At 44.0% G+C, this 25,161-nt stretch carries 16 protein-coding genes; 15 read left to right on the top strand and 1 reads right to left on the bottom strand.

Translation table 11 applies throughout. From position 1 onward, the window contains the following. The first annotated feature begins 236 nt into the window (after positions 1 to 236). The 9 genes from ruvB (at position 237) to MK409_RS05750 (ending at position 11,142) form a co-directional block, all read left to right on the top strand. Positions 237 to 1,235: a Holliday junction branch migration DNA helicase RuvB gene (gene ruvB, locus MK409_RS05790; RefSeq protein ID WP_000086801.1), complete on the top strand. Its 999-nt coding sequence runs from the start codon at positions 237 to 239 to the stop codon at positions 1,233 to 1,235. Further along, positions 1,216 to 1,800: a nucleotidyltransferase family protein gene (locus MK409_RS05785; RefSeq protein WP_268705651.1), complete on the top strand. Its 585-nt coding sequence runs from the start codon at positions 1,216 to 1,218 to the stop codon at positions 1,798 to 1,800. Before ruvB ends, MK409_RS05785 begins: the two co-directional genes overlap by 20 nt. A 206-nt stretch (positions 1,801 to 2,006) precedes the next feature. Continuing rightward, positions 2,007 to 2,765 carry an isoprenyl transferase gene (locus MK409_RS05780; protein WP_268705650.1) on the top strand — a complete coding sequence of 253 codons (759 nt, stop codon included), beginning with the start codon at positions 2,007 to 2,009 and terminating at the stop codon, positions 2,763 to 2,765. A gap of 8 nt (positions 2,766 to 2,773) precedes the next feature. Then, the gene (locus MK409_RS05775; protein WP_049538514.1) at positions 2,774 to 3,577 is read left to right on the top strand and encodes a phosphatidate cytidylyltransferase; all 804 of its coding nucleotides are present in this window, start codon (positions 2,774 to 2,776) and stop codon (positions 3,575 to 3,577) included. 15 nt (positions 3,578 to 3,592) lie between these two features. Beyond that, on the top strand, positions 3,593 to 4,849 hold the full coding sequence (gene rseP / locus MK409_RS05770) for an RIP metalloprotease RseP (protein ID WP_268705649.1): 1,257 nt from the start codon (positions 3,593 to 3,595) through the stop codon (positions 4,847 to 4,849). Positions 4,850 to 4,865: 16 nt separating this feature from the next. Continuing rightward, entirely contained in the window at positions 4,866 to 6,719 is a 1,854-nt protein-coding gene (locus tag MK409_RS05765) for a proline--tRNA ligase (RefSeq protein ID WP_268705648.1), read from the top strand. A 108-nt stretch (positions 6,720 to 6,827) separates the two neighbouring features. Beyond that, the gene (locus MK409_RS05760; RefSeq protein WP_268705647.1) at positions 6,828 to 8,207 is read left to right on the top strand and encodes a glycoside hydrolase family 1 protein; all 1,380 of its coding nucleotides are present in this window, start codon (positions 6,828 to 6,830) and stop codon (positions 8,205 to 8,207) included. A 492-nt stretch (positions 8,208 to 8,699) separates the two neighbouring features. After that, a complete protein-coding gene (glmS, locus tag MK409_RS05755; protein WP_268705646.1) occupies positions 8,700 to 10,508 on the top strand; it encodes a glutamine--fructose-6-phosphate transaminase (isomerizing) in 1,809 nt (602 codons plus the stop codon). A 100-nt stretch (positions 10,509 to 10,608) separates the two neighbouring features. Then, positions 10,609 to 11,142, top strand: a complete 534-nt coding sequence (locus MK409_RS05750; protein WP_268705645.1) for a hypothetical protein — start codon at positions 10,609 to 10,611, stop codon at positions 11,140 to 11,142. A 227-nt stretch (positions 11,143 to 11,369) separates the two neighbouring features. Here the strand turns inward: MK409_RS05750 and MK409_RS05745 are convergent, their stop codons facing one another. Further along, the gene (locus MK409_RS05745) at positions 11,370 to 15,080 is read right to left on the bottom strand and encodes a pullulanase (RefSeq protein WP_268705644.1); all 3,711 of its coding nucleotides are present in this window, start codon (positions 15,078 to 15,080) and stop codon (positions 11,370 to 11,372) included. A 442-nt stretch (positions 15,081 to 15,522) separates the two neighbouring features. Here MK409_RS05745 and rpoB point away from each other — a divergent pair, with 442 nt between their 5' ends. The 6 genes from rpoB to MK409_RS05715 all read left to right on the top strand — a co-directional run bounded on the left by rpoB (position 15,523) and on the right by MK409_RS05715 (position 25,157). Further along, positions 15,523 to 19,134 carry a DNA-directed RNA polymerase subunit beta gene (rpoB, locus tag MK409_RS05740; RefSeq protein ID WP_268705643.1) on the top strand — a complete coding sequence of 1,204 codons (3,612 nt, stop codon included), beginning with the start codon at positions 15,523 to 15,525 and terminating at the stop codon, positions 19,132 to 19,134. A 32-nt stretch (positions 19,135 to 19,166) separates the two neighbouring features. Next, entirely contained in the window at positions 19,167 to 22,832 is a 3,666-nt protein-coding gene (rpoC, locus tag MK409_RS05735; RefSeq protein WP_268705642.1) for a DNA-directed RNA polymerase subunit beta', read from the top strand. Positions 22,833 to 22,942: 110 nt separating this feature from the next. Further along, on the top strand, positions 22,943 to 23,362 hold the full coding sequence (ndk, locus tag MK409_RS05730) for a nucleoside-diphosphate kinase (protein WP_268705641.1): 420 nt from the start codon (positions 22,943 to 22,945) through the stop codon (positions 23,360 to 23,362). Between the two features lie 133 nt (positions 23,363 to 23,495). Next, on the top strand, positions 23,496 to 24,119 hold the full coding sequence (locus tag MK409_RS05725; protein ID WP_268705784.1) for a hypothetical protein: 624 nt from the start codon (positions 23,496 to 23,498) through the stop codon (positions 24,117 to 24,119). 83 nt (positions 24,120 to 24,202) lie between these two features. Then, positions 24,203 to 24,646, top strand: a complete 444-nt coding sequence (gene tsaE / locus MK409_RS05720) for a tRNA (adenosine(37)-N6)-threonylcarbamoyltransferase complex ATPase subunit type 1 TsaE (RefSeq protein ID WP_268705640.1) — start codon at positions 24,203 to 24,205, stop codon at positions 24,644 to 24,646. Continuing rightward, positions 24,636 to 25,157, top strand: a complete 522-nt coding sequence (locus MK409_RS05715; protein ID WP_268705639.1) for a GNAT family N-acetyltransferase — start codon at positions 24,636 to 24,638, stop codon at positions 25,155 to 25,157. The genes tsaE and MK409_RS05715 overlap by 11 nt, the downstream gene beginning before the upstream one ends. Positions 25,158 to 25,161: the final 4 nt, after the last annotated feature.

Here is a 25,161-nt window from a genome sequence, read left to right as displayed (position 1 = left end):
TTGTTGCTTAAGAAAGAAAATTCCATTTGGGAACATTTTTTTTAAAAATGATAAATCAGAGAAAAAATTAAGTTAGCTTTAAGATTTATCTTGTATTATATAATCATTAAATAAAGACCTCCTAACTTTATTTAATGAAATCCTAAACTTTTCTTTTTCATAATAATCTCCCTAAAGAAGTCACCCAATCAGGTGGCTTTTTTGTTTGTAGACTGGATTTTTGCTATAATAGGAGCATGAGTAGAATTTTAGATAATGAAATCATGGGTGATGAGGAGTTGGTAGAACGTACCCTCCGTCCCCAATATTTACGTGAATATATCGGTCAGGACAAGGTCAAGGATCAGCTACAAATATTTATCGAAGCCGCAAAAATGCGGGATGAGGCGCTGGATCATGTTCTTTTGTTTGGTCCTCCAGGTCTTGGGAAAACGACCATGGCCTTTGTCATTGCCAATGAACTGGGAGTCAACCTCAAGCAAACGTCTGGTCCCGTTATCGAAAAAGCCGGTGATCTGGTAGCGATTTTAAATGATTTGGAGCCGGGAGATGTCCTTTTTATCGACGAGATTCATCGCTTGCCCATGTCGGTGGAAGAGGTGCTTTATAGTGCCATGGAGGACTTCTACATTGATATCATGATTGGGGCTGGTGAAGGCAGTCGCAGTGTTCATCTAGACTTGCCACCTTTTACCTTGATTGGTGCAACGACCCGTGCGGGTATGCTCTCAAATCCTCTGCGAGCACGTTTTGGGATTACAGGTCATATGGAATACTATGCCCACGCTGACTTGACAGAGATTGTTGAGCGGACGGCAGATATTTTTGAGATGGAAATCACCCATGAGGCAGCTGCTGAGCTGGCCTTGCGTAGTCGAGGAACTCCCCGTATCGCTAATCGCCTCCTCAAGCGCGTGCGCGATTTTGCGCAGATTATGGGGGATGGATTAATCGATGATGTCATTACGGATAAGGCCTTGACCATGCTAGATGTAGACCGTGAAGGGTTGGACTATGTGGACCAGAAAATCCTTCGTACCATGATTGAGATGTACGGTGGGGGTCCTGTCGGTCTAGGAACTCTTTCTGTAAATATCGCCGAGGAGCGTGAGACGGTGGAAGATATGTACGAACCCTACCTCATCCAAAAAGGCTTTATCATGCGAACTCGCTCAGGACGGGTTGCGACAGCTAAGGCTTACGAACATTTGGGCTATGAATACAGTGAAAAATGAGCAAGATATTCTAGAGGTTTTTAGAAAAGATCCAGATATGATGGCCATTCTGACCATCATTCGTGACCTTGGTCTGAAAGACTCGTGGTTGGCAGCAGGTTCTGTCAGAAATTTCATCTGGAATCTCTTGTCAGACAAATCGCCTTTTGACCGTGAGACAGATGTGGATGTGATTTTCTTTGATCCAGCTATCTCTTACGAAGATACGTTGGGTATAGAACGCAAGCTGAAAGAGAATTTTCCCCAATATCAATGGGAGTTGAAAAATCAGGTCTACATGCATCTGCACAGTCCTCACACTGCGCCCTACACGAGTTCACGTGATGCTATGAGTAAGTATCCCGAGCGCTGCACGGCGGCAGGTCTTCACTTGAATGAAGATTCCACTTTAGAACTCTTTGCCCCCTATGGTTTAGAGGATATTTTGAACTTTCAAGTTTCTCCGACTCCTCATTTTTTAGAGAATGAAGATCGAATGAAGCTCTATCAAGAACGCTTGTCCAAGAAAAATTGGCAAGAAAAATGGAAAAATCTGACTTTCTCAAAAAACTTAAGAAAAATTTAAGTTAGGGACGGTATACTAGGTTCATAAGTTAAGAGGAACTTAACTTAAACTCCTAAAACTTTTTCATAATAATCTCCCTATAAAACTAAGTCGCCCAATCAGGCGGCTTATTTTTTGTCTTTACGGAGAGCTAATAACTTACCAATAGAAGAAAATAGGGAAATATGGTATAATGAAACGATAGATTTTTGAATAGGAATAAGATCATGTTTGGATTTTTTAAGAAAGATAAAGCTGTAGAAGTCGAGGTTCTAACACAGGTTCCTGCTCATATTGGCATCATCATGGATGGGAATGGTCGTTGGGCTAAAAAACGGATGCAACCACGGGTTTTTGGTCATAAGGCGGGAATGGAAGCCCTCCAAAAGGTAACCAAGGCAGCTAACAAGATGGGAGTTAAGGTTATCACAGTCTATGCCTTTTCAACGGAAAATTGGACGCGCCCAGATCAAGAAGTCAAGTTTATCATGAACTTGCCAGTCGAGTTTTATGATAACTACGTCCCCGAATTACATGCAAATAATGTTAAGATTCAGATGATTGGGGAAACAGACCGTCTGCCTAAGCCGACTTTTGAAGCTTTGAAAAAAGCAGAGGAGTTGACCAAGAACAATACGGGCTTGATTCTCAATTTTGCCCTTAATTATGGTGGTCGTGCTGAAATCACGCAGGCTCTTAAGAGCTTGGCTCAGGAAGTTTTAGATGCCAAAATCAATCTTGGCGACATCACAGAAGACATGATTGGGGACTATCTTTTCACGCAACACCTGCCAAGGGATTTGCGAGATCCAGATTTGATTATCCGTACGAGTGGTGAGTTGCGTTTAAGTAATTTCTTGCCGTGGCAAGCAGCCTATAGCGAGCTTTATTTTACGGATACCTTGTGGCCTGATTTTGATGAAGTCGCCCTGCAGGAAGCTATTGTTGCCTTTAATCATCGTAATCGCCGATTTGGAGGAGTTTAGGAGAAGATATGACCAAGGATTTACAAAAGAGAACATTGTTTGCGGTATTGGCCCTGGCCATTTTCCTTCCAGTCTTGTTTGTGGGAGGACTCTTGTTACAGATAGGCATTGGTTTGTTAGCCATGCTAGCTGTTCATGAACTCTTACACATGAAGGGGCTAAAGACCATGACCATCGAGGGCGCCTTGACCCTCTTTGCGACCTTTGCCCTCACAATCCCCTTAGAAAATTATCTAACTTTTTTGCCAGTTGATGGGAATGTGGTTGCCTACAGCGTTTTAATTACGATTATGCTAGGGACTACTGTTTTCAGTAAAAGCTATACGATTGAAGATGCCGCTTTTCCAATTGCTGTGAGCTTTTATGTTGGTTTTGGCTTCAATGCCTTACTAGATGCTCGGGTGGCAGGTTTTGACAAGGTACTTCTGGCTCTCTTTATCGTCTGGGCGACAGATAGCGCAGCTTACCTGATAGGGATGAATTTTGGTAAGCATAAGTTGGCTCCGAGAGTTTCTCCCAATAAGAGCATTGAGGGCTTTATCGGAGGTATTCTAGGTGCGGTACTGGTAACAGCAATCTTCATGCTTGTAGACAGTACAGTTGCTCTCCCTTATGGAATTTATAGAATGAGCCTCTTTGCCGTCTTCTTCAGTGTGGCAGGTCAGTTTGGTGACTTGATTGAGAGTGCTATGAAACGCCATTTTGGTGTCAAGGATTCAGGGAAATTTATCCCGGGTCATGGTGGTGTGTTGGATCGTTTTGACAGTATGCTAGTTGTCTTTCCTATCATGCACTTGTTTGGCCTCTTCTAAAGAAAGGAATATTGAATGATTGGATTGCTAACCTTTATCCTCGTTTTTGGGATTATCGTGGTGGTGCATGAGTTTGGACATTTTTATTTTGCTAAGAAATCAGGCATTTTAGTCCGTGAGTTTGCTATTGGTATGGGCCCCAAGATTTTTGCCCATATCGGTAAGGACGGAACTGCTTATACCATTCGGATCCTTCCTTTAGGAGGGTATGTTCGTATGGCTGGTTGGGGTGATGATGCGACGGAGATCAAGACAGGAACTCCGGTCAGTTTAACACTTGCCGAAGATGGTAAGGTCAAACGAATCAATCTATCTGGGAAGAAACTGGATCAAACAGCTCTCCCTATGCAGGTAACTCAGTTTGACTTTGAAGACAAGCTCTTTATCAAGGGCTTGGTCTTGGAAGAAGAAAAGACCTTTGCAGTGGATCACGATGCAACAGTTGTTGAGGCAGATGGAACCGAAGTACGCATTGCCCCTCTGGATGTACAGTACCAAAATGCTTCTATCTGGGGTAAGCTCATCACCAACTTTGCAGGTCCTATGAATAACTTTATCTTAGGTGTTGTTGTTTTTTGGATCCTGATCTTTTTGCAGGGTGGTGTTAGAGACACTCAAACCAATCTCTTTCATGTCATGCCTGAGGGAGCTTTGGCTAAGGTGGGCATAGCTGAGACAGCTCAAATCACCAAGGTCGGCTCCCACGAAGTTAAGAATTGGCAGGACTTGATTCAGGCTGTGGAAGCAGATACCAAGGATCAGACTGCCCCGACCTTGGATGTGACTATTTCTGAAAATGGTAGCGAAAAACAAGTCACGGTAACGCCAGAAGAAAATCAAGGACGCTATATTCTTGGGGTTCAACCGGGAGTCAAGTCAGACTTTCTATCCATGTTTGTTGGTGGATTTACGACAGCCGCTGACTCAGGACTCCGTATCCTTTCGGCTTTGAAAAACTTGATTTTCCATCCAGATTTGAACAAACTCGGCGGTCCCGTTGCCATTTTTAAGGCAAGTAGCGATGCTGCTAAAAATGGAATTGAGAACGTCCTCTACTTCCTAGCCATGATTTCTATTAATATCGGAATTTTTAATTTGATTCCGATCCCGGCTTTGGATGGTGGAAAGATTGTGCTCAATATCCTAGAGGCTATCCGCCGGAAACCCCTTAAACAAGAAATTGAAACCTATGTCACCATGGCTGGTGTAGTTATCATGGTTGTCTTGATGCTAGCTGTGACCTGGAATGACATTATGCGACTCTTCTTTTAGATAATCGAGGAATATTATGAAACAAAGTAAAATGCTAATCCCTACGCTTCGCGAAATGCCAAGTGATGCTCAAGTTATCAGCCACGCCCTTATGTTGCGTGCTGGTTATGTTCGTCAAGTTTCTGCCGGTGTATACTCTTACCTGCCACTTGCTAACCGTGTAATCGAAAAAGCTAAGAACATCATGCGTCAAGAATTTGATAAGATTGGTGCGGTGGAGATGTTGGCTCCTGCCCTTCTTAGTGCCGATCTTTGGCGTGAATCAGGTCGTTATGAAACCTATGGTGAAGACCTTTATAAACTGAAAAACCGTGAAAAGTCAGACTTTATCCTAGGTCCGACACACGAAGAAACTTTTACAGCTATTGTTCGCGACTCTGTGAAATCTTACAAGCAATTGCCACTCAACCTTTACCAAATTCAGCCTAAGTACCGTGATGAAAAACGTCCACGTAACGGTCTTCTCCGTACGCGTGAATTTATCATGAAAGACGGCTATAGTTTCCATGCTAATTACGATAGTTTGGATGTGACTTATGACGAGTACAAGGCGGCCTACGAACGAATTTTCACTCGTAGTGGTTTGGATTTCAAGGCTATCATCGGTGACGGCGGAGCCATGGGTGGTAAGGACAGCCAAGAATTTATGGCCATCACTCCTGCTCGTACAGACCTTGACCGCTGGGTTGTCTTGGACAAGTCAGTTGCATCATTTGATGAAATTCCTGCAGAAGTACAAGAAGAAATCAAGGCAGAATTGCTCAAATGGATGGTTTCTGGTGAAGACACCATTGCCTACTCAAGTGAGTCTGGCTATGCGGCTAACTTGGAAATGGCAACAAACGAATACAAACCAAGTAACCGTGTCGTTGCGGAAGAAGAAGTGACTCGCGTGGAAACACCAGGTGTTAAATCCATCGATGAAGTGGCAGCCTTCCTTAACGTTCCAGAAGAGCAAACCATTAAAACCCTCTTCTACATGGCAGATGGTGAGCTTGTCGCAGCCCTTCTAGTTGGAAATGACCAACTCAACGAAGTCAAGTTGAAAAACCACTTGGGTGCAGATTTCTTTGACGTTGCGAGCGAGGAAGAAGTCGCAAGTGCCGTCCCAGCAGGCTTTGGTTCGCTTGGACCAGTTGCTTTGCCAGAAAATGTGAAAATCATTGCAGACCGTAAGGTACAAGATGTTCGCAATGCTGTTGTGGGGGCTAACGAAGATGGTTACCACTTGACGGGTGTGAACCCAGGTCGTGATTTCACTGCAGAATACGTGGATATCCGCGAAGTTCGTGAGGGTGAAATTTCACCAGACGGACAAGGCGTTCTTAACTTCGCGCGTGGTATTGAGATCGGTCATATTTTCAAACTCGGAACTCGCTACTCAGCAAGCATGGGTGCAGATGTTTTGGACGAAAACGGCCGTGCGATCCCAATCATCATGGGCTGTTATGGTATCGGTGTTAGTCGTCTCCTCTCAGCAGTTATGGAACAACACGCTCGCCTCTTTGTTAACAAAACGCCTAAAGGGGAATACCGTTACGCTTGGGGAGTTAACTTCCCTAAAGAATTGGCGCCATTCGATGTGCATCTGATTACTGTCAATGTTAAAGATGAAGAAGCGCAAGTCTTGACAGAAAAATTGGAAGCCAACTTGATGGAAGCTGGCTACGAAGTCTTGACAGATGACCGTAACGAACGTGTCGGGGTTAAATTCAGCGATAGCGACTTGATTGGTCTTCCAATCCGTATCACTGTTGGAAAAAAAGCAGCTGATGGTATCGTAGAAGTTAAGATCAAGGCAACAGGTGACACAATCGAAGTTCACGCAGACAACTTGCTCGAAACCCTTGAAATTCTAAGCAAGAAATAAAAACTATAATCAGAAGAAAAACAAGGCAAAAATGTAACTAGTTTTTACCTTGTTTTTTCTATATAATGAGAGAAAGTAAACATTAAAATCGTAAAAAGAGGTAGTGCTATGCTAAAATTTCCAAAGGATTTTGTCTGGGGTTCCTCAACTTCTGGACCACAGACAGAAGGTCGTGTACCTGGTGACGGAAAGGGAGACAATCTCTGGGATTATTGGTTCCAAGTAGAGCCAAATCGTTACTATAATGGAATTGGACCTGACAAAACATCGACTTTTTACGAAAACTGGGAAAAGGATATTGAGCTTCTTGTAGAAACAGGTCATACAGCCTTTCGTACTTCTATCCAGTGGTCACGTATTTTCCCGCAAGGTCGTGGAAAAGTCAATCCTCAAGGTGTGGCTTTCTACCGTCAGGTCTTTGAAGCCATTAAGGCCAAAGGCATTCGTCTCTTAGTCAATCTCTATCACTTTGACCTGCCTTTTGCCCTGCAGGAAGATGGGGATGGTTGGGAAAACAAGGCAACCATTAAGGCTTACGAAGACTATGCGCGTTTCTGTTTTGAGACTTACGGTGACTTGGTGGACCAATGGATCACCTTCAATGAACCTATCGTTCCTGTTGAGTTTGGCTATTTCTATGATGCCCACTATCCTCATAAGGTGGATGCCAAGGCGGCGGTTCAGGTAGCCTATCATACGCAACTGGCTAGCACTCTTGCAGTCAAGGCTTGTCATGAGGTTTTGCCAGGTTCTAAGATTGGGATTGTCCTCAACTTGACACCGGCCTACCCACGTAGTCAACATCCTGCAGATGTGAAAGCCGCTCGTATTGCGGATCTCTTTCAAGCGCAGTCTTTCCTAGATCCATCTGTCTTGGGAACTTATCCAGAAGAATTGGTGGAGATTTTAGCTGAGCATGATTTACTGCCAGATTCTACTGCTGAAGAGTTGGAGCTTATTCGCCAGCATACAGTAGACTTTCTTGGAGTCAACTACTACCAGCCTCTGCGCGTCATGGCCCCACGTTTTGCCAAGCATCCAGACAGTCCGCTCTTGCCTGAACATTTCTATGAGCCTTATGTCATGCCAGGCCGTAAAATTAATCCACACCGTGGTTGGGAAATTTATGAGCAAGGAATTTACCATATCGCTCAAAATATCAAGGAAAACTATGGCAATATCGAGTGGATGTTGACCGAAAACGGCATGGGTGTTGAAGGCGAAGATAAATTCCGTGAGAATGGCATGATTCAGGACGACTATCGTATTGACTTTGTCAAAGGGCATCTGCGTGAACTCCACCGTGCTATCGAAGACGGTGCTAACTGTAAGGGCTACTTGATTTGGACCTTTATCGACTGCTGGTCATGGCTCAACAGCTATAAAAATCGCTACGGTCTGGTTGAGCTTGACTTGGAAACACAGGAACGTCGTCTAAAAAAATCAGGCCACTGGTTCAAGGAACTAAGTGATAATAATGGATTTTAAGAATAAAAAGAGTGAGATAGTTTTCATCTCACTTTTTATTACAATATCATCACCAAGCTTCCAATTGTAACCAGGATTCACTCACCGATTGTTTTAGTGCTCTGGATATCTCGTAGAAAAAATCCTAAAACAAGACTGAGGAGACGGAATTTATGGACTCAAGCTATCTCAGTCCTATTACCAATCCTCAAAGCCTTGTAATAGCAGAGCCAGGAGGCGCCCATGGGGAAATTAGACAAGATGGGAAGAGAAGATGAAAGTACTAAGAAAAATCACATGGCAACCTCCTCCCCTTACGATTATAAGTAAAGCATCTGCCTTGTCAGCTATTAAGTGAAATCTCAATTTCAGGAACCCTATAAAAGCTATACCAATTTTTATCCTTGACAAGTGAGAAAAACAAGTATATACTGTCTTTGCTGATTCTGTGAAAGGGAAATCAGACTATACCAATTTAAGGGGAAAGCACAGCTGGTCTGTGTCGTATATACTATGTGTGGAATTGTTGGTGTTGTTGGAAACACAAATGCAACTGATATTTTGATTCAAGGGCTTGAAAAGCTCGAATACCGTGGCTATGATTCTGCGGGGATTTTTGTCCTAGGTGGTGCTGAAAATCACCTAGTCAAGGCTGTAGGCCAGATCTCAGAATTGTCTGCTAAAACTACTGGCGTTGAGGGAACAACTGGTATCGGACATACGCGTTGGGCGACTCATGGTAAACCAACGGAAGATAACGCTCACCCACATCGCTCGGAGACAGAACGTTTTGTCTTGGTCCACAATGGAGTGATTGAAAACTACCTTGAAATCAAGGAAGAATATCTTGCAGGTCACCACTTCAAGGGGCAAACAGATACGGAAATCGCCGTTCACTTGATTGGAAAATTTGCGGAAGAGGATGGTCTCTCAGTTCTTGAAGCCTTCAAAAAAGCCCTTCACATCATCCGTGGTTCTTATGCCTTTGCCTTGATTGACTCTGAAAATCCAGATGTCATCTATGTCGCTAAGAACAAATCTCCACTTTTGATTGGTCTTGGGGAAGGCTATAACATGGTCTGTTCAGATGCCATGGCTATGATTCGTGAAACCAACCAATACATGGAAATTCATGACCAAGAGTTGGTAATCGTCAAGGCTGATAGTGTTGAAGTTCAAGACTATGATGGTAATCGCCGTGAGCGTGCTAGCTACACTGCTGAGCTAGACTTGTCAGATATCGGTAAGGGGACTTATCCTTACTACATGCTCAAGGAAATCGATGAGCAACCAACGGTGATGCGTAAACTCATCCAAGCCTACACAGATGAGGCAGGTCAAGTAGTGGTTGACCCAGCTATCATCAAGGCTGTTCAAGATGCAGACCGCATTTACATCCTTGCAGCTGGGACATCTTACCACGCAGGCTTTGCTTCTAAGAAGATGCTGGAAGAATTGACGGATACACCTGTTGAACTTGGAATTTCATCTGAGTGGGGCTACGGTATGCCACTTCTCAGCAAGAAACCACTCTTCATCTTTATCAGCCAGTCTGGTGAAACAGCGGATAGCCGTCAGGTTTTGGTCAAGGCTAATGAAATGGGTATCCCTAGCTTGACAGTGACCAACGTCCCAGGTTCAACCCTTTCACGTGAAGCCAACCATACCATGCTCCTTCACGCAGGACCTGAAATTGCCGTGGCATCAACCAAGGCCTACACAGCACAAATCGCAGCCCTTGCCTTCCTTGCAAAAGCTGTCGGAGAAGCAAATGGCAATGCCAAAGCCCAAGCCTTTGACCTGGTTCATGAGTTGTCTATCGTAGCTCAGTCTATCGAATCAACTCTTTCTGAGAAAGAAACCATTGATGCTAAAGTTCGTGAGCTTCTTGAAACAACTCGCAACGCCTTTTACATTGGACGTGGGCAAGACTACTATGTAGCCATGGAAGCCAGTCTTAAGCTCAAAGAGATTTCTTACATCCAATGTGAAGGTTTTGCGGCAGGAGAACTCAAGCATGGAACCATTGCCTTGATTGAAGAGGGGACACCTGTCTTGGCCCTCTTGTCAGATCCAGTCCTTGCCAACCATACTCGTGGAAATATCCAAGAGGTTGCAGCCCGTGGTGCCAAGGTTCTCACTATCGCAGAAGAAAATGTTGCTAAAGAGACAGACGACATCGTCCTTACGACCGTCCACCCTTACCTCTCACCAATCTCAATGGTCGTGCCAACGCAATTAGTCGCTTACTTCGCAACGCTACACCGTGGCCTTGATGTGGACAAACCACGTAACCTTGCCAAGTCAGTAACAGTAGAATAAACTAAGAAAGTCTAGTTCATCTAGACTTTTTTGCTCTCCCTTGGTATACTTGAGTGAGGAATATTTTTGCTCGGCTCTAATTTTTTATAAGGAGAAGAAAATGAAGAAGAAAAAAAGTATTATTGCTATGGTGGTTGGTATCGTCTTGTCTAGTTCTTTCTTAATCCGGACAGTTTTGATCCATCAGCAGAGACAAGCGAAAAAGCAAAACCTGGAACGGATTGCTGCTGTGCAAGAGACGGTTCAGTCTCAAGATCAAAAGAAAGCTGAAGAGCAGAAAGAACACTTTAAAAAGGCATTTGAAGGTATAGATAGAACTTCCATTCAAATGAAAGACTACGATAGCCACACAAAGATTAATGCGGACTACAGTTTTGGTACCAAGGATGGAGTACACTACCTAGTAGAATTAAAAACAGGTGAGAAAGTAGCTCTGGAAGGTGTAGACAAGGCCTTTCCTTTGTCTATTAAAAACGAGGACGAAAATAGCACGGAGCTTGCCCTAGTTGTCCGTAAAGACCAAGCCTGGTATATGATCGATACAAAGGGCGAGACGATTTACACTTTTGAACAAACAGAATTGACAGAAAACTCGAAATTGACTTTGAAAGACCAGGAACTGATAGTTGAGTAATTCATAGATTTCGAAAATTTTTTCCCTATTATGCTGGGTAAAGATTGATAAATATAAAAACAACACCCCATTGGCTAGAAGAGTCTTCTAGTCATGGGGTGTTTTTCTATAGGAGGGCTAGTTTATACTCTTCGAAAATCTCTTTAAACCTCGTCAGCTTCGCCTTGCCGTACTCGAGTAAAGCCTGTGGCTAACTTCCTAGTTTACTCTGTGATTTTCGTTGAGTATTATTTCTTTTTCTTGTTTTTTATCAACCATCCAAGTCCGAGAAGGGCAAGGATACTGAATCCAGCAAGGGCAAGAAGGGATTTGCTCTCAGCACCTGTGTTTGGAAGGATTTTCTGAGCAAGAGCCTCTGTAGCAGTTTCTTTAGTTTCAGGATTGGCTGTTAGGTTTTGGACTTGTTCTTGTTCGACATTCAAGCTAGAAAGATTAAATTCTGGTTTTTCTTCCACAGCTGGGGCAACGATGGCACCACCTTGAGACAAGCGGAGAACAATGGCAGTGAGAGCGTTCAATTTCAAGCCTTTTTCAGTCCATTCGAGACCTTGAGGTTTAGCGATTCCTACTGGTCCGGCTTGATTTTCATCTGCCAGGACTTCAGCCTTTCTCAAGTGAGCAAAGGCAGTTCCTAGAGTAAATTCGCGAGCCTTATCATCTGCATTAACAAAGACTGCATAGATATCACCGTTTGGAGCAGTGATTTGGTAGCCGATGGTCACATCTTCTTTTTCAACGCCATTTTGTCCTGGAACAGTAATGAGGTGGACGCGCTCTTTGATGTCTTGCAGACTCTTGAGTCGGAAGGCATCAGTTGATTGACGAAGGGCGATCAAACCTTTCATATAGTTACGGCTCTTGACATTTTCAGGGAAGGCTTTACCATCTGTTGCCTTGGTCCAATCGAACTTGTTGACAGCATCACTAGAGTCGTAAGAGTCATGGATAAAGTAAGGATAGACAAATGGCTTGCCGTCCTTGTCGCGCAACAAGTGAGACTTGTTTGGAACCTTATCTTCAGGAACAGGAGTCTTATAGGCTGGATCAAGGAATTGTTTGGTACGTCCATATTCCTGCCCAGAGTGGATAAACGGAGTTCCTTGAGCAGTCAAGACCATGAGGTTTCCAAGTCGCAAACGACGATGGATCTCAGCGTAGTTTTCAGCCTTACTTGGGTCTTTTTTGATAGACTGAGCTATGATGTCAAAGAGGGTCAAGTTATCATGGGCTGCGATATACTGGATAACATCTCCAGGACTGTCTGCTTCAAAGTTAGTTGGTTGAGCAATGAGATTTTTGAAGATAGTGTTGATATCGCGTTTTCCACCTGTGATAAAGGCAGGCTGGCCTTCGTTTGGATAACCAGACTTGAGGTTGTTACGGATATCATCTGAAAAGACAGCGACAGTATCGGTATGTTTCATCCAATCTTGGTCAGCAGGCTTGGTAGGCATGTTTTCGTCACCAGCATAGGTTCTCCAACCTTCACCAAGCATGATGAGGTTTGGATTGAGGGCGCGTGCAGCCTTGTAAGCTTCTTCAATAGAAGCTGCATCGTGGTCTCCCATCATATCGAAACGGAAACCATCCACTTTGTAGGTTTCAACTAGATACTTGATAGAGTCTACCAAGACACGCTTAGACATGTAGTGGGTTGTTCCCAAACGACCGCCTCCAAAGCTAGTACGAGGAGTTCCGTCTGCGTCCATAAAGTGATAGTAGTTTGGCTCAATATCCTCAAAAATGTCAACATTTGCAGTATGGTTGTAGACCACATCCAAGATGGCACCCATGCCACGTTTGTGGATTTCGTTGATGAGGTTTTTGAATTCTGCGATACGTTTTTCTGGATCCTTAGGATCGCTTGAGTACATACCAGTCAAGGAGAAGTAGTTTTGAGGGTCATATCCCCAGTTGTAGTTGCTGTTGCTTGAAGCATAGGCAGACAAACGTTCATGGTTCTTCAATTCATTGACAAAGTAGTAGGACAAGACTGGAAGGAGTTGGATATGAGTCACACCCAAGTCTTTGAGATAGTCTAGTTTTTCGATAAAGGCTTCAAAGGTACCAAATGGCTTGGTCAAGTCTTTTGCGATGGCAGGATCCGAAGTGAAGTCACGAACATGAGCTTCGTAGATAACGGCATCTTCACGCGATTTGAAGTTGCGAATCTTCCCGTAGGTCAAGTCTTGTGGGCCTAGTTTGGCTGGGTCAACAAAGGCGGCTTTAGCGACTTTATGGGCAGCGTCTGTTTTTGCAAGGTCGCTGTTCCAGGCTGCTAGTGATTTGGCATAAGGATCAAGAACGAGGACAGTTTTACCTTGGCGCTTGATCTGGTAGTGGTAGTAGTAGCCAGTGTAGTTGCTGATACCGAGACCAGAGTTTGCATCCAGAGTTTGTTTCCAGGTTCCTTTTTCTCCTTTTTCAAGGGCGACAGTTCCGACTACCTTTTCAGGATCTTTCTTGTCGTAGACAACGACAGAAATCTTATCAGCACTTGGAGACCAGAGGGTGAGGTCAACACGCTTGCCATCTTCTTTTAGGGTTGCACCGAGTGGACCGTCGTAACTGTAGGTCTCATCCTTGAGGCGCCAGCTTGAACGTGTCGTAAAGCGGTCTGAATCGTAGCGGACTGTGTAAGGGTGTTGGGTGTCAGAGAAGTCTCCGATGTAGGTCACTTTTTTACCTGCTTCATCAACCTCGATATCAGTAATGGTTACTTTGTTCCCTTGATGATCAGTGATATTAGAGCGTTTAAGGATATCGTCTTTCTTAGCTCCAACAAGGGTAGAAAAGCTGCTTTCGATACGAGACTTGGCAACATGTTGGGCACCAGTCATGCGGATATCGTGCACATAGTAGGGATTAGTGTAGATGGTTTCGTCATCATCCTTGAGGAAAATCTGACTGTGATTTTTTAGATCTGTGAATTTATAATCTTCTTTTCTGATTTTCACATCATCGCCTTTCTTGCTTTCGTCTAGTAATAAAAATCCAAATTCTCTTGCAGCTTCATTGAGTGGGATATCAATGTAACGGCCATATTTTCCAGTTGCAGTAAAGTCTGTTCCGTCAGGCCATTCTCCGCTACTTGGATTCTTGACATCGCCCCAATACCAGAGTGATTTCTTGTCATAGTTTCCGTCAGTACGGTAGTAGTTGACACGGACTGTTCCCGCTGGCTGAGGACGGTAGTTGTATACCTTGTAGTTTTCATCTAACCAAGCCTCGTTCATTTTTGGAGAGAGGCGCTCTACTGAACGGTCCCCTGTCAGGTTATCCCCTTTAGTATTGTTGATGAGGAAGCTGACTTTCTTGGCTTGCTCATTCTTGAGTTTGACATCTAGATAATAGCCGTAGTCATCTTGCTTAGCATCCTTGAAGGACTTGGCTCCATTGGGCCAGTTTTCAGAAGGTTTTTCAACATCATCCCAAGTCCAAAGACCTTGAGAATCCTTGTTTTCTTCAGGGAGTTTTTTTACATGGATACGGAAGTGGTTGTCTGCGATGGGTTCTTCAGAGGATGTGTCAGCTTGTGGTTTTTGATCTGAAATTGGCGTCGAAGTGCTGGCATTTACTTTCTCTTCCTTGCTGTTAGCCTGGCTTGTAGTAGCATCTTCTGTTTTGGGTGTTTCTGGTGCTGTAGTAGTTTCCACAGCTGGAGCTTCTTTTTTAGAATCAAGGGAAGCGTTTACATTCTTTTGTTCAGAAATAAGCGTTTCCTTTTGAGTTTGACTCGTTTCAGTCTCAGTAGGAGCCTTGGTCACAGCGCTAGTATTTTCTTGAGCTTGAGGAAGGTTTTCGTTAGCCGAAATGGTTGGCATTGCAGCAGAAAGTAGGACAATGCTGGCACCGATAAGGACAGAGCCTGTTCCATTTTTCAAGGAACGAATACCGTAAACCATTTTTTTCTCAGTTTGAGATGGAATCTTTTTCATCACAATTCTCCTTGTGTAGTTATTCCCTATCAGTATAGCATGAGGTAAACATTTATGCAAGCGTTTTCCTAGTTTTTGAGAGAAAATTTTATGCTTCATTCTTTTGAAAAGTTAAAGCATTTTATAGGAAAAGATTGTTTGAAAAATGGTAAAAAAACCTTGAAAAATCTTGGCCAATAAGGTATAATAAAAATAATCATTTGTCGTAGGTTTTGTCTGAAATATTGTCCAGACAGGACTCACAGCAGTTAAATCTTCTGAAAAAGTCAGATTTAGCTGCTCTTTTTGTGCTTTTTTTCAGGTTTTTGAGTGCTTGTAACAAAGATTTAAAGATTCTGAAAATTCGTCAAAGGGACACGGTGATAGGGGTTTTTAAAACCATATGACGATTAGAAAAGCCTGATTGATAAGGCTTGGAATTTATTTACAAAGGAGAATCATCTTGGCAGGACATGACGTTCAATACGGGAAACATCGTACCCGTCGTAGTTTTTCAAGAATCAAAGAAGTTCTTGACTTACCAAATTTGATTGAAATTCAAACTGATTCATTCAAGGATTTCCTAGACCACGGTCTTAAGGAAGTTTTTGAAGATGTATTGCCAATTTCAAACTTCACAGAAACTATGGAGTTGGAGTTTGTTGGCTATGAGATCAAGGAACCCAAATACACGCTAGAAGAAGCTCGTATCCATGATGCTAGCTACTCAGCACCTATTTTTGTAACTTTCCGCTTGATCAACAAGGAAACTGGCGAAATCAAGACCCAAGAAGTCTTCTTTGGAGATTTCCCAATCATGACAGAGATGGGCACCTTCATCATCAACGGTGGTGAACGTATCATCGTATCTCAGTTGGTTCGTTCTCCTGGTGTTTACTTTAATGATAAAGTAGATAAGAACGGTAAAGTTGGCTACGGTTCAACTGTTATCCCTAACCGTGGAGCTTGGTTGGAACTGGAAAGTGACTCTAAAGACATCGCCTACACTCGTATTGACCGTACCCGTAAAATTCCGTTTACGACCTTGGTTCGTGCGCTTGGTTTCTCTGGTGATGATGAAATTTTTGACATCTTTGGTGACAGCGAATTGGTTCGCAATACCGTTGAAAAAGATATCCACAAGAATCCAATGGACTCTCGTACAGACGAAGCCTTGAAAGAAATCTACGAACGCCTTCGTCCAGGTGAGCCTAAAACTGCTGAAAGCTCACGTAGCTTGCTTGTGGCACGTTTCTTTGATCCACGTCGCTATGACTTAGCAGCCGTTGGTCGATACAAGATCAATAAAAAACTCAACATCAAAACACGCTTGCTCAACCAAACCATCGCTGAGCCATTGGTAGATCCTGAAACGGGTGAAATCTTGGTAGAAGCTGGCACCGTTATGACTCGTAGCGTGATTGAAAGTATCGAGCACCACTTGGATGGCGACTTGAACAAGATCGTTTATATTCCAAACGATGCAGCTGTTCTGACAGAACCAGTTGTGCTTCAAAAATTCAAGGTTGTTGCCCCAACGGATCCAGACCGTGTTGTAACCATCATCGGAAATGCTAATCCTGATGACAAGGTTCGTGTTGTAACTCCTGCGGATATCCTTGCAGAGATGAGCTACTTCCTCAACTTGGCGGAAGGTATCGGACGTGTGGATGATATCGACCACCTTGGAAACCGTCGTATCCGTGCAGTTGGTGAATTGCTTGCTAACCAAGTACGTCTTGGACTTTCTCGTATGGAACGTAATGTCCGTGAACGCATGTCTGTTCAGGACAATGAAGTTTTAACACCACAACAAATCATCAACATCCGTCCTGTAACAGCTGCGGTTAAAGAATTCTTTGGTTCATCACAGTTGTCACAGTTCATGGACCAACACAACCCGCTATCAGAACTATCACACAAACGTCGTTTGTCAGCCTTGGGACCTGGTGGTTTGACACGTGACCGTGCTGGATATGAAGTACGTGACGTGCACTATACTCACTATGGTCGTATGTGTCCAATCGAGACACCTGAAGGACCAAACATCGGTTTGATTAACAACTTGTCATCTTACGGGCACTTGAATAAGTATGGATTTGTTCAAACACCATACCGTAAGGTTGACCGTGAAACAGGTGTTGTGACAAACGAAATCGTTTGGTTGACAGCCGATGAAGAAGATGAATTTACTGTGGCACAGGCTAACTCTCGTCTTAACGAGGACGGTACTTTTGCTGAGAAAACCGTTATGGGACGTCACCAAGGGGTCAACCAGGAGTATCCAGCAGAAGTGGTTGACTACATGGACGTGTCACCAAAACAAGTAGTTGCCGTTGCGACAGCATGTATTCCTTTCTTGGAAAACGATGACTCCAACCGTGCCCTCATGGGTGCCAACATGCAACGTCAGGCTGTGCCTTTGATTGATCCAAAAGCACCTTACGTTGGTACTGGTATGGAATACCAAGCAGCCCATGATTCTGGAGCGGCTGTTATTGCCCAGTATGATGGTAAAGTTACATACGCAGATGCTGACAAGGTAGAAGTACGTCGTGAAGATGGTTCATTGGATGTCTACCACATCCAAAAATTCCGTCGTTCAAACTCAGGTACTGCTTACAACCAACGGACTCTCGTAAAAGTTGGTGATGTCGTTGAAAAAGGCGACTTTATCGCTGATGGACCTTCTATGGAAAAAGGGGAAATGGCGCTTGGACAAAACCCAATCGTTGCCTACATGACATGGGAAGGTTACAACTTCGAGGATGCCGTTATCATGAGTGAACGCTTGGTCAAAGACGATGTCTACACATCTGTCCACCTCGAAGAATACGAATCAGAAACACGCGATACAAAGCTTGGACCTGAAGAAATTACTCGTGAAATTCCAAACGTTGGTGAAGATGCTCTTAAAGACCTTGACGAAATGGGGATTATCCGTATCGGTGCTGAGGTTAAAGAAGGCGATATCCTTGTAGGTAAAGTCACACCTAAGGGAGAGAAAGACCTTTCAGCTGAAGAACGTCTCTTGCACGCTATCTTCGGAGACAAGTCTCGTGAAGTGCGTGACACTTCTCTCCGTGTACCTCACGGTGCCGATGGTGTCGTTCGTGATGTTAAGATCTTTACACGTGCAAATGGTGATGAGTTGCAATCAGGTGTTAACATGCTAGTTCGTGTCTACATCGCTCAAAAACGTAAGATCAAGGTCGGAGATAAGATGGCCGGACGTCACGGAAACAAAGGGGTTGTCTCTCGTATCGTTCCTGTAGAAGACATGCCTTACCTTCCAGACGGAACCCCAGTCGATATCATGTTGAACCCACTTGGGGTGCCATCACGTATGAATATCGGTCAGGTTATGGAACTCCACCTTGGTATGGCAGCCCGTACTCTTGGTATCCATATCGCAACACCAGTCTTTGACGGAGCAAGTTCGGAAGACCTTTGGGACACTGTTAAAGAAGCAGGTATGGATAGTGATGCCAAGACAATCCTTTACGATGGACGTACAGGAGAGCCGTTTGACAACCGTGTATCAGTTGGTGTCATGTACATGATCAAACTCCACCACATGGTTGATGACAAATTGCACGCGCGTTCAGTCGGACCATACTCAACCGTTACTCAACAACCACTCGGAGGTAAAGCTCAGTTTGGTGGACAACGTTTCGGTGAGATGGAGGTTTGGGCTCTTGAAGCCTACGGTGCGTCAAATGTCCTTCAAGAAATCTTGACTTACAAGTCTGACGATATCAACGGACGTTTGAAAGCTTATGAAGCTATTACAAAAGGAAAACCAATTCCAAAACCAGGTGTTCCAGAATCCTTCCGAGTTCTTGTCAAAGAATTGCAATCTCTTGGTCTTGACATGCGTGTTCTTGACGAAGATGACCAAGAAGTGGAACTTCGCGACTTGGATGAAGGAATGGACGAAGATGTCATCCACGTAGATGACCTTGAAAAAGCCCGCGAAAAAGCAGCCCAAGAGGCTAAAGCAGCCTTTGAAGCTGAAGAAGCAGAGAAAGCAACAAAAGCGGAAGCAACAGAAGAAGCTGCTGATCAAGAATAAGCAGTTCACTTAAAATAGAAAGGGAAGAAATAGTGGTTGATGTAAATCGTTTTAAAAGTATGCAAATCACCCTAGCTTCTCCAAGTAAAGTCCGTTCATGGTCTTATGGAGAAGTCAAAAAACCTGAAACAATCAATTACCGTACCTTGAAACCAGAACGTGAAGGACTCTTTGACGAAGTGATCTTTGGTCCTACAAAAGACTGGGAATGTGCTTGTGGTAAGTACAAACGCATTCGTTACAGAGGGATTGTTTGTGACCGCTGTGGGGTTGAAGTAACGCGTACAAAAGTTCGTCGTGAGCGTATGGGGCACATCGAGTTGAAAGCTCCTGTATCTCACATCTGGTATTTCAAGGGGATTCCAAGCCGTATGGGCTTGACCCTTGATATGAGTCCTCGTGCCCTCGAGGAAGTGATCTACTTTGCGGCTTATGTGGTGATTGATCCGAAGGATACACCACTTGAGCACAAGTCTATCATGACAGAGCGTGAATACCGTGAACGCTTGCGTGAGTATGGTTATGGATCATTCGTTGCTAAGATGGGTGCCGAAGCCATCCAAGACCTCTTGAAACAAGTAGATCTTGAAAAAGAAATTGCTGAACTCAAAGAAGAGTTGAAAACAGCTACTGGACAAAAACGTGTCAAAGCCATCCGTCGTTTGGATGTCTTGGATGCCTTTTACAAGTCTGGAAACAAACCTGAATGGATGATTCTCAACATCCTTCCGGTTATTCCACCAGATCTTCGTCCAATGTTGCAGTTGGATGGTGGCCGCTTTGCCTCATCTGACTTGAACGACCTTTACCGCCGTGTTATCAACCGTAACAACCGTTTGGCTCGTTTGCTTGAGTTGAATGCACCAGGTATCATCGTTCAAAATGAGAAGCGTATGCTTCAAGAAGCGGTTGATGCTTTGATTGACAATGGTCGTCGTGGTCGTCCGATTACAGGACCAGGTAGCCGTCCACTCAAATCATTGAGCCACATGCTCAAAGGGAAACAAGGACGCTTCCGTCAAAACTTGCTCGGTAAACGTGTTGACTTCTCAGGACGTTCCGTTATCGCCGTTGGTCCAACTCTTAAGATGTACCAATGTGGTGTGCCACGTGAAATGGCGATCGAGCTCTTTAAACCATTCGTTATGCGTGAAATTGTCGCTCGTGACATCGTGCAAAACGTGAAAGCAGCGAAACGCTTGGTAGAACGCGGAGATGAGCGTATCTGGGATATCCTCGAAGAAGTAATCAAAGAACACCCAGTACTTTTGAACCGCGCACCGACCCTTCACCGTTTGGGGATCCAAGCCTTCGAGCCAGTCTTGATTGATGGTAAGGCCCTTCGCTTGCACCCACTTGTTTGTGAAGCCTACAATGCCGACTTTGACGGTGACCAAATGGCCATCCACGTACCGCTTTCAGAAGAAGCCCAAGCAGAAGCACGTATCCTCATGCTTGCTGCTGAGCATATCTTGAACCCGAAAGATGGGAAACCAGTTGTTACTCCCTCTCAGGACATGGTTTTGGGTAACTATTACTTGACCATGGAAGAAGCTGGTCGTGAGGGTGAAGGAATGGTCTTCAAAGACCGTGACGAAGCTGTTATGGCTTACCGCAATGGCTATGTTCACCTCCACTCACGTGTTGGTATCGCAACAGACAGTCTTAACAAACCATGGACAGAAGAGCAAAAACACAAGGTCTTGCTGACAACGGTTGGTAAAATCCTCTTCAACGATATCATGCCAGAGGGTCTACCTTACTTGCAAGAACCAACAAATGCTAACTTAACAGAAGGTGTTCCAGCTAAGTACTTCTTGCCACTAGGTGGAGATATCAAGGAAGCAATTCGCAACCTTGAACTCAACCCGCCATTCAAGAAGAAAAACCTTGGAAATATCATCGCTGAAATCTTCAAACGTTTCCGTACGACAGAAACATCTGCCCTACTTGACCGTATGAAGAACCTCGGTTACCACCACTCAACTCTTGCAGGTTTGACAGTGGGTATTGCCGATATTCCAGTCGTTGAAGACAAGGCTGAAATCATCGAAGAATCACACAAACGTGTAGAACAAATCACCAAACAATTCCGTCGTGGTATGATCACAGATGACGAACGCTATAATGCTGTTACAGCTGAATGGCGTGCTGCTCGTGAAAAACTCGAGAAACGTTTGGTTGCCAACCAAGATCCTAAGAACCCTATCGTTATGATGATGGACTCTGGAGCCCGTGGTAACATCTCAAACTTCTCACAGCTTGCTGGTATGCGTGGTCTGATGGCCGCTCCGAACGGACGTATCATGGAATTGCCAATCCTTTCAAACTTCCGCGAAGGTTTGTCAGTACTCGAAATGTTCTTCTCAACTCACGGTGCCCGTAAAGGTATGACCGATACGGCCCTTAAGACAGCCGACTCAGGTTACTTGACTCGTCGTTTGGTTGACGTTGCCCAAGACGTTATCATCCGTGAGGACGACTGTGGAACAGACCGTGGTCTCTTGATCCGTTCTATCGCAGAAGGAAAAGAGATGATCGAGTCTCTCGAAGAGCGTCTCAATGGTCGTTACACTAAGAAAACTGTTAAACACCCAGAAACTGGCGCAGTTATCATTGGTCCAAATGAGTTGATTACAGAAGACAAGGCGCGTGAAATTGTCAATGCTGGTGTGGAAGAAGTCACTATCCGTTCCGTATTTACATGTAACACTCGTCATGGTGTCTGCCGTCACTGTTACGGTATCAACTTGGCGACTGGTGATGCGGTTGAAGTTGGTGAAGCAGTTGGTACAATCGCTGCCCAATCTATCGGGGAACCTGGTACACAGCTTACCATGCGTACCTTCCACACGGGTGGGGTTGCCTCAAATACCGATATCACTCAGGGTCTTCCTCGTGTCCAAGAAATCTTTGAAGCCCGCAATCCGAAAGGGGAAGCGGTTATCACTGAAGTCAAGGGTGAGGTTACAGCCATCGAAGAAGATGCTTCAACTCGTACCAAGAAAGTCTTTGTTAAGGGTGAAACTGGCGAAGGTGAATACGTGGTACCATTTACAGCACGTATGCGTGTCGAAGTTGGAGACCAAGTCTCTCGCGGTGCAGCATTGACAGAAGGTTCTATCCAACCGAAACGCCTCCTTGCTGTTCGTGATGTCTTGTCAGTTGAAACCTACCTTCTCGGTGAAGTGCAAAAAGTTTACCGTAGCCAAGGGGTAGAAATCGGTGACAAACACATCGAGGTAATGGTTCGTCAAATGATCCGTAAAGTTCGTGTCATGGATCCAGGTGACACTGACCTCCTCATGGGTACACTCATGGACATCAACGACTTTACAGATGCCAACAAAGATGTTCTTATCGCAGGTGGAGTTCCAGCGACAGGTCGTCCAGTCCTTATGGGAATTACCAAAGCCTCACTTGAAACTAACAGTTTCTTGTCAGCGGCTTCCTTCCAGGAAACAACTCGTGTCCTTACAGATGCGGCCATCCGTGGTAAGAAAGACCATCTCCTTGGACTCAAGGAAAATGTTATCATCGGTAAGATCATCCCAGCAGGTACTGGTATGGCTCGCTACCGTAACCTTGAACCACAAGCTATCAATGAAGCAGCCTATCTGGCTCCAGAACAAGAAGAGACAGAACTTGCTCCCGTAGAGGAAGCTGTGGAAATCCAAGTGGAAGAAACAGTAGAATAAAAGCAAACAAGAGAACCTTTGGGTTCTCTTTGCTTTGTTTCAGAAAATTTTCCCACTTTTCCATAAAGTGTGGTAGAATAGAAGAACTAAAATGCCAAGGAGGTGTCCATATGGAACAAACATTCTTTATCATTAAGCCAGATGGTGTGAAAAGAGGTCTGATTGGCGAAATTCTGCAAAGAATGGAACAACGAGGTTTCAAACTCGAAAAATTAGAGTTGCGTTCAGCAGTTTCAGAAGCTTTGATTGATCAACACTATCAAGACTTGGTTGAAAAAAGTTTTTATCCTCCTATCCGTCAGTTTATGACTTCAGGACCAGTAGTGGTGGGCATTCTATCAGGTCCGAAAGTGATTGAAACTTGGCGGACCATGATGGGGGCTACTCGTCCAGAAGAAGCTCTGCCAGGAACTATCCGAGGAGATTTTGCCAAGGCTGCAGGAGACAATCAAGCCATTCAAAATGTAGTTCACGGCTCCGATTCGGAAGCTTCTGCAAAACGTGAAATTGCTCTCTGGTTTAAGGATTAGACTGGAAAAAAACAGTTCTATGCATAATGGAACTGTTTTTTGGTCAGTTGAGCATAAAAAAAGAACACTTGAGAGGGCATTCTTCATTTCACACTCCTTACAGGGTATAATCCCTTATATGGAGGGACAAGAAATGATAAAATCAATTCGCCTATTATTGTTGGCTGCGGTCATCCAGATTAGTTTTGCTAGTTGCCTATTATGGAAAGAATCCTTTTTATCGTTGAAGCAGACTAATGCTTATTTTTTGATTTTGCTAGTAGGAATTTCTGTTTTGTGTGCTGGGGTAAATTATTTCCATACAGCAGACCAGTCTAGACACAGTATTTTGCATGTTCAAAAGAAAGTGAGTCTTATTTATGGCCTCCTTTTAGTAGTCAATCTTTTGGCAACCTGTCTGCTTCTCTCAGAAAGTATCCAAACCACTAGCAAATTGCAGCAGAAACTGGTTGACCTCTTTTTACCCTCCTTCTTTTTCTTGCTAGGAGTAGATTTATTGATTTTCTTACCTTTTGATAAAATTTTTCGCGATATAGAAAATCACCTAAATAAAAAGAAAACAGTCATCATTTCCGTTCTTGCTACGATGGTTTTCTTGAGGAATCCCTTAGTGATTTTCTCGATTCTCCTTTATATCAGTGTTGGATTTCTATGTGCTCGTTTCCTTTTTCCCAAATGCCTTCACAGAGAAATTTCCTTTTATAGCCATCTGATTCGGGATATCCTGTTTGTTTTTGCGATTTTTCTATTCTTTTAAGTAGAGGATAATTCTTTAAAATCATTATAGTAAGTTTGTAAAGAAAATTCACACAAAAGGAAACTTTTTGGTATAATAGTAGCATGCATATAAAAAATGAAGAAGAGCTTCTAGCTCTCGGAGAAAGATTAGGTCGTATCCTGCAAAAAGACGATGTTCTGATCTTGACGGGTGAGTTGGGCGCGGGTAAAACAACCTTTACAAAAGGCCTTGCCAAGGGTTTGGATATCCGTCAGATGATTAAAAGTCCAACCTATACCATTGTCAGAGAGTATGAAGGACGCTTGCCACTTTATCACCTTGATGTTTACCGTATCGAAGGGGACGCTGATTCTATTGACTTGGATGAGTTTCTCTTTGGTGGCGGCGTGACTGTTATCGAGTGGGGGCATCTTTTGGGTGAGGATTTACCAGATTCCTACTTGGAGTTGGAAATTTTGAAAGAAGCCGATGGTCGTTGCCTTCAATTTATAGCTCATGGCTCTCGGGCTGAACACCTAATTAAGGAGCTTCAGGATGGAGTATGAATTGTGTATTCGTGAGGCTGAGATTTCAGATGCCGCAGCTTTGGTTGCATTTTTAAATCAAGTCGGTCGAGAGACAGACTTCACTAGCTTGGATGAACATGGCATAGGGATGACTGCGTCTGAAATGGCTCTTTTCATCGAAAAACAAGCTGCTTCAGAAAATCAAATCACTCTCCTCGCCTTGCTGAATGATGAGCTTGCAGGTGTTTTGAATATCGCTGCTGATCAGCATGTAAGGGTTCGGCATATTGGTGATGTTTTTTTGGCGATTCAAAAGAAATTTTGGAACCAAGGTTTGGCTACCATACTTCTAGAAGAAGGTATTGAGTGGGCTAAATCGAGTGCTGTTTTGCGTCGCTTACAACTAAGTGTACAAAAACGAAATGAGGCCGCTATCCACCTCTATTCAAAAATGGGATTTATCACAGAAGGCTTGCAAGAAAGAGGAGCCTATTTAGCAGAAGGGACATTTTTAGATGTTTGCCTTATGGGCAGACTGATAGATGAATAACGAG

The sequence above is a fragment of the Streptococcus oralis genome (assembly GCF_026782375.1).
GTDB lineage: Bacteria > Bacillota > Bacilli > Lactobacillales > Streptococcaceae > Streptococcus > Streptococcus oralis_CL.
The sequence above is the reverse complement of the archived record's forward strand: the minus strand, read 5'-3'. Positions and strand labels throughout refer to the sequence as shown.

Bases quoted from the DNA above. Each gene is read 5' to 3' on its own strand.
- MK409_RS05745 (WP_268705644.1), bottom strand. From the start codon at position 15,080: ATGAAAAAGATTCCATCTCAAACTGAGAAAAAAATGGTTTACGGTATT.
- rseP (WP_268705649.1), top strand. From the start codon at position 3,593: ATGATTGGATTGCTAACCTTTATCCTCGTTTTTGGGATTATCGTGGTG.
- MK409_RS05785 (WP_268705651.1), top strand. From the start codon at position 1,216: ATGAATACAGTGAAAAATGAGCAAGATATTCTAGAGGTTTTTAGAAAA.
- MK409_RS05725 (WP_268705784.1), top strand. From the start codon at position 23,496: ATGATAAAATCAATTCGCCTATTATTGTTGGCTGCGGTCATCCAGATT.
- MK409_RS05780 (WP_268705650.1), top strand. From the start codon at position 2,007: ATGTTTGGATTTTTTAAGAAAGATAAAGCTGTAGAAGTCGAGGTTCTA.
- MK409_RS05775 (WP_049538514.1), top strand. From the start codon at position 2,774: ATGACCAAGGATTTACAAAAGAGAACATTGTTTGCGGTATTGGCCCTG.
- ndk (WP_268705641.1), top strand. From the start codon at position 22,943: ATGGAACAAACATTCTTTATCATTAAGCCAGATGGTGTGAAAAGAGGT.
- MK409_RS05760 (WP_268705647.1), top strand. From the start codon at position 6,828: ATGCTAAAATTTCCAAAGGATTTTGTCTGGGGTTCCTCAACTTCTGGA.
- MK409_RS05765 (WP_268705648.1), top strand. From the start codon at position 4,866: ATGAAACAAAGTAAAATGCTAATCCCTACGCTTCGCGAAATGCCAAGT.
- ruvB (WP_000086801.1), top strand. From the start codon at position 237: ATGAGTAGAATTTTAGATAATGAAATCATGGGTGATGAGGAGTTGGTA.
- glmS (WP_268705646.1), top strand. From the start codon at position 8,700: ATGTGTGGAATTGTTGGTGTTGTTGGAAACACAAATGCAACTGATATT.
- tsaE (WP_268705640.1), top strand. From the start codon at position 24,203: ATGCATATAAAAAATGAAGAAGAGCTTCTAGCTCTCGGAGAAAGATTA.
- MK409_RS05715 (WP_268705639.1), top strand. From the start codon at position 24,636: ATGGAGTATGAATTGTGTATTCGTGAGGCTGAGATTTCAGATGCCGCA.
- MK409_RS05750 (WP_268705645.1), top strand. From the start codon at position 10,609: ATGAAGAAGAAAAAAAGTATTATTGCTATGGTGGTTGGTATCGTCTTG.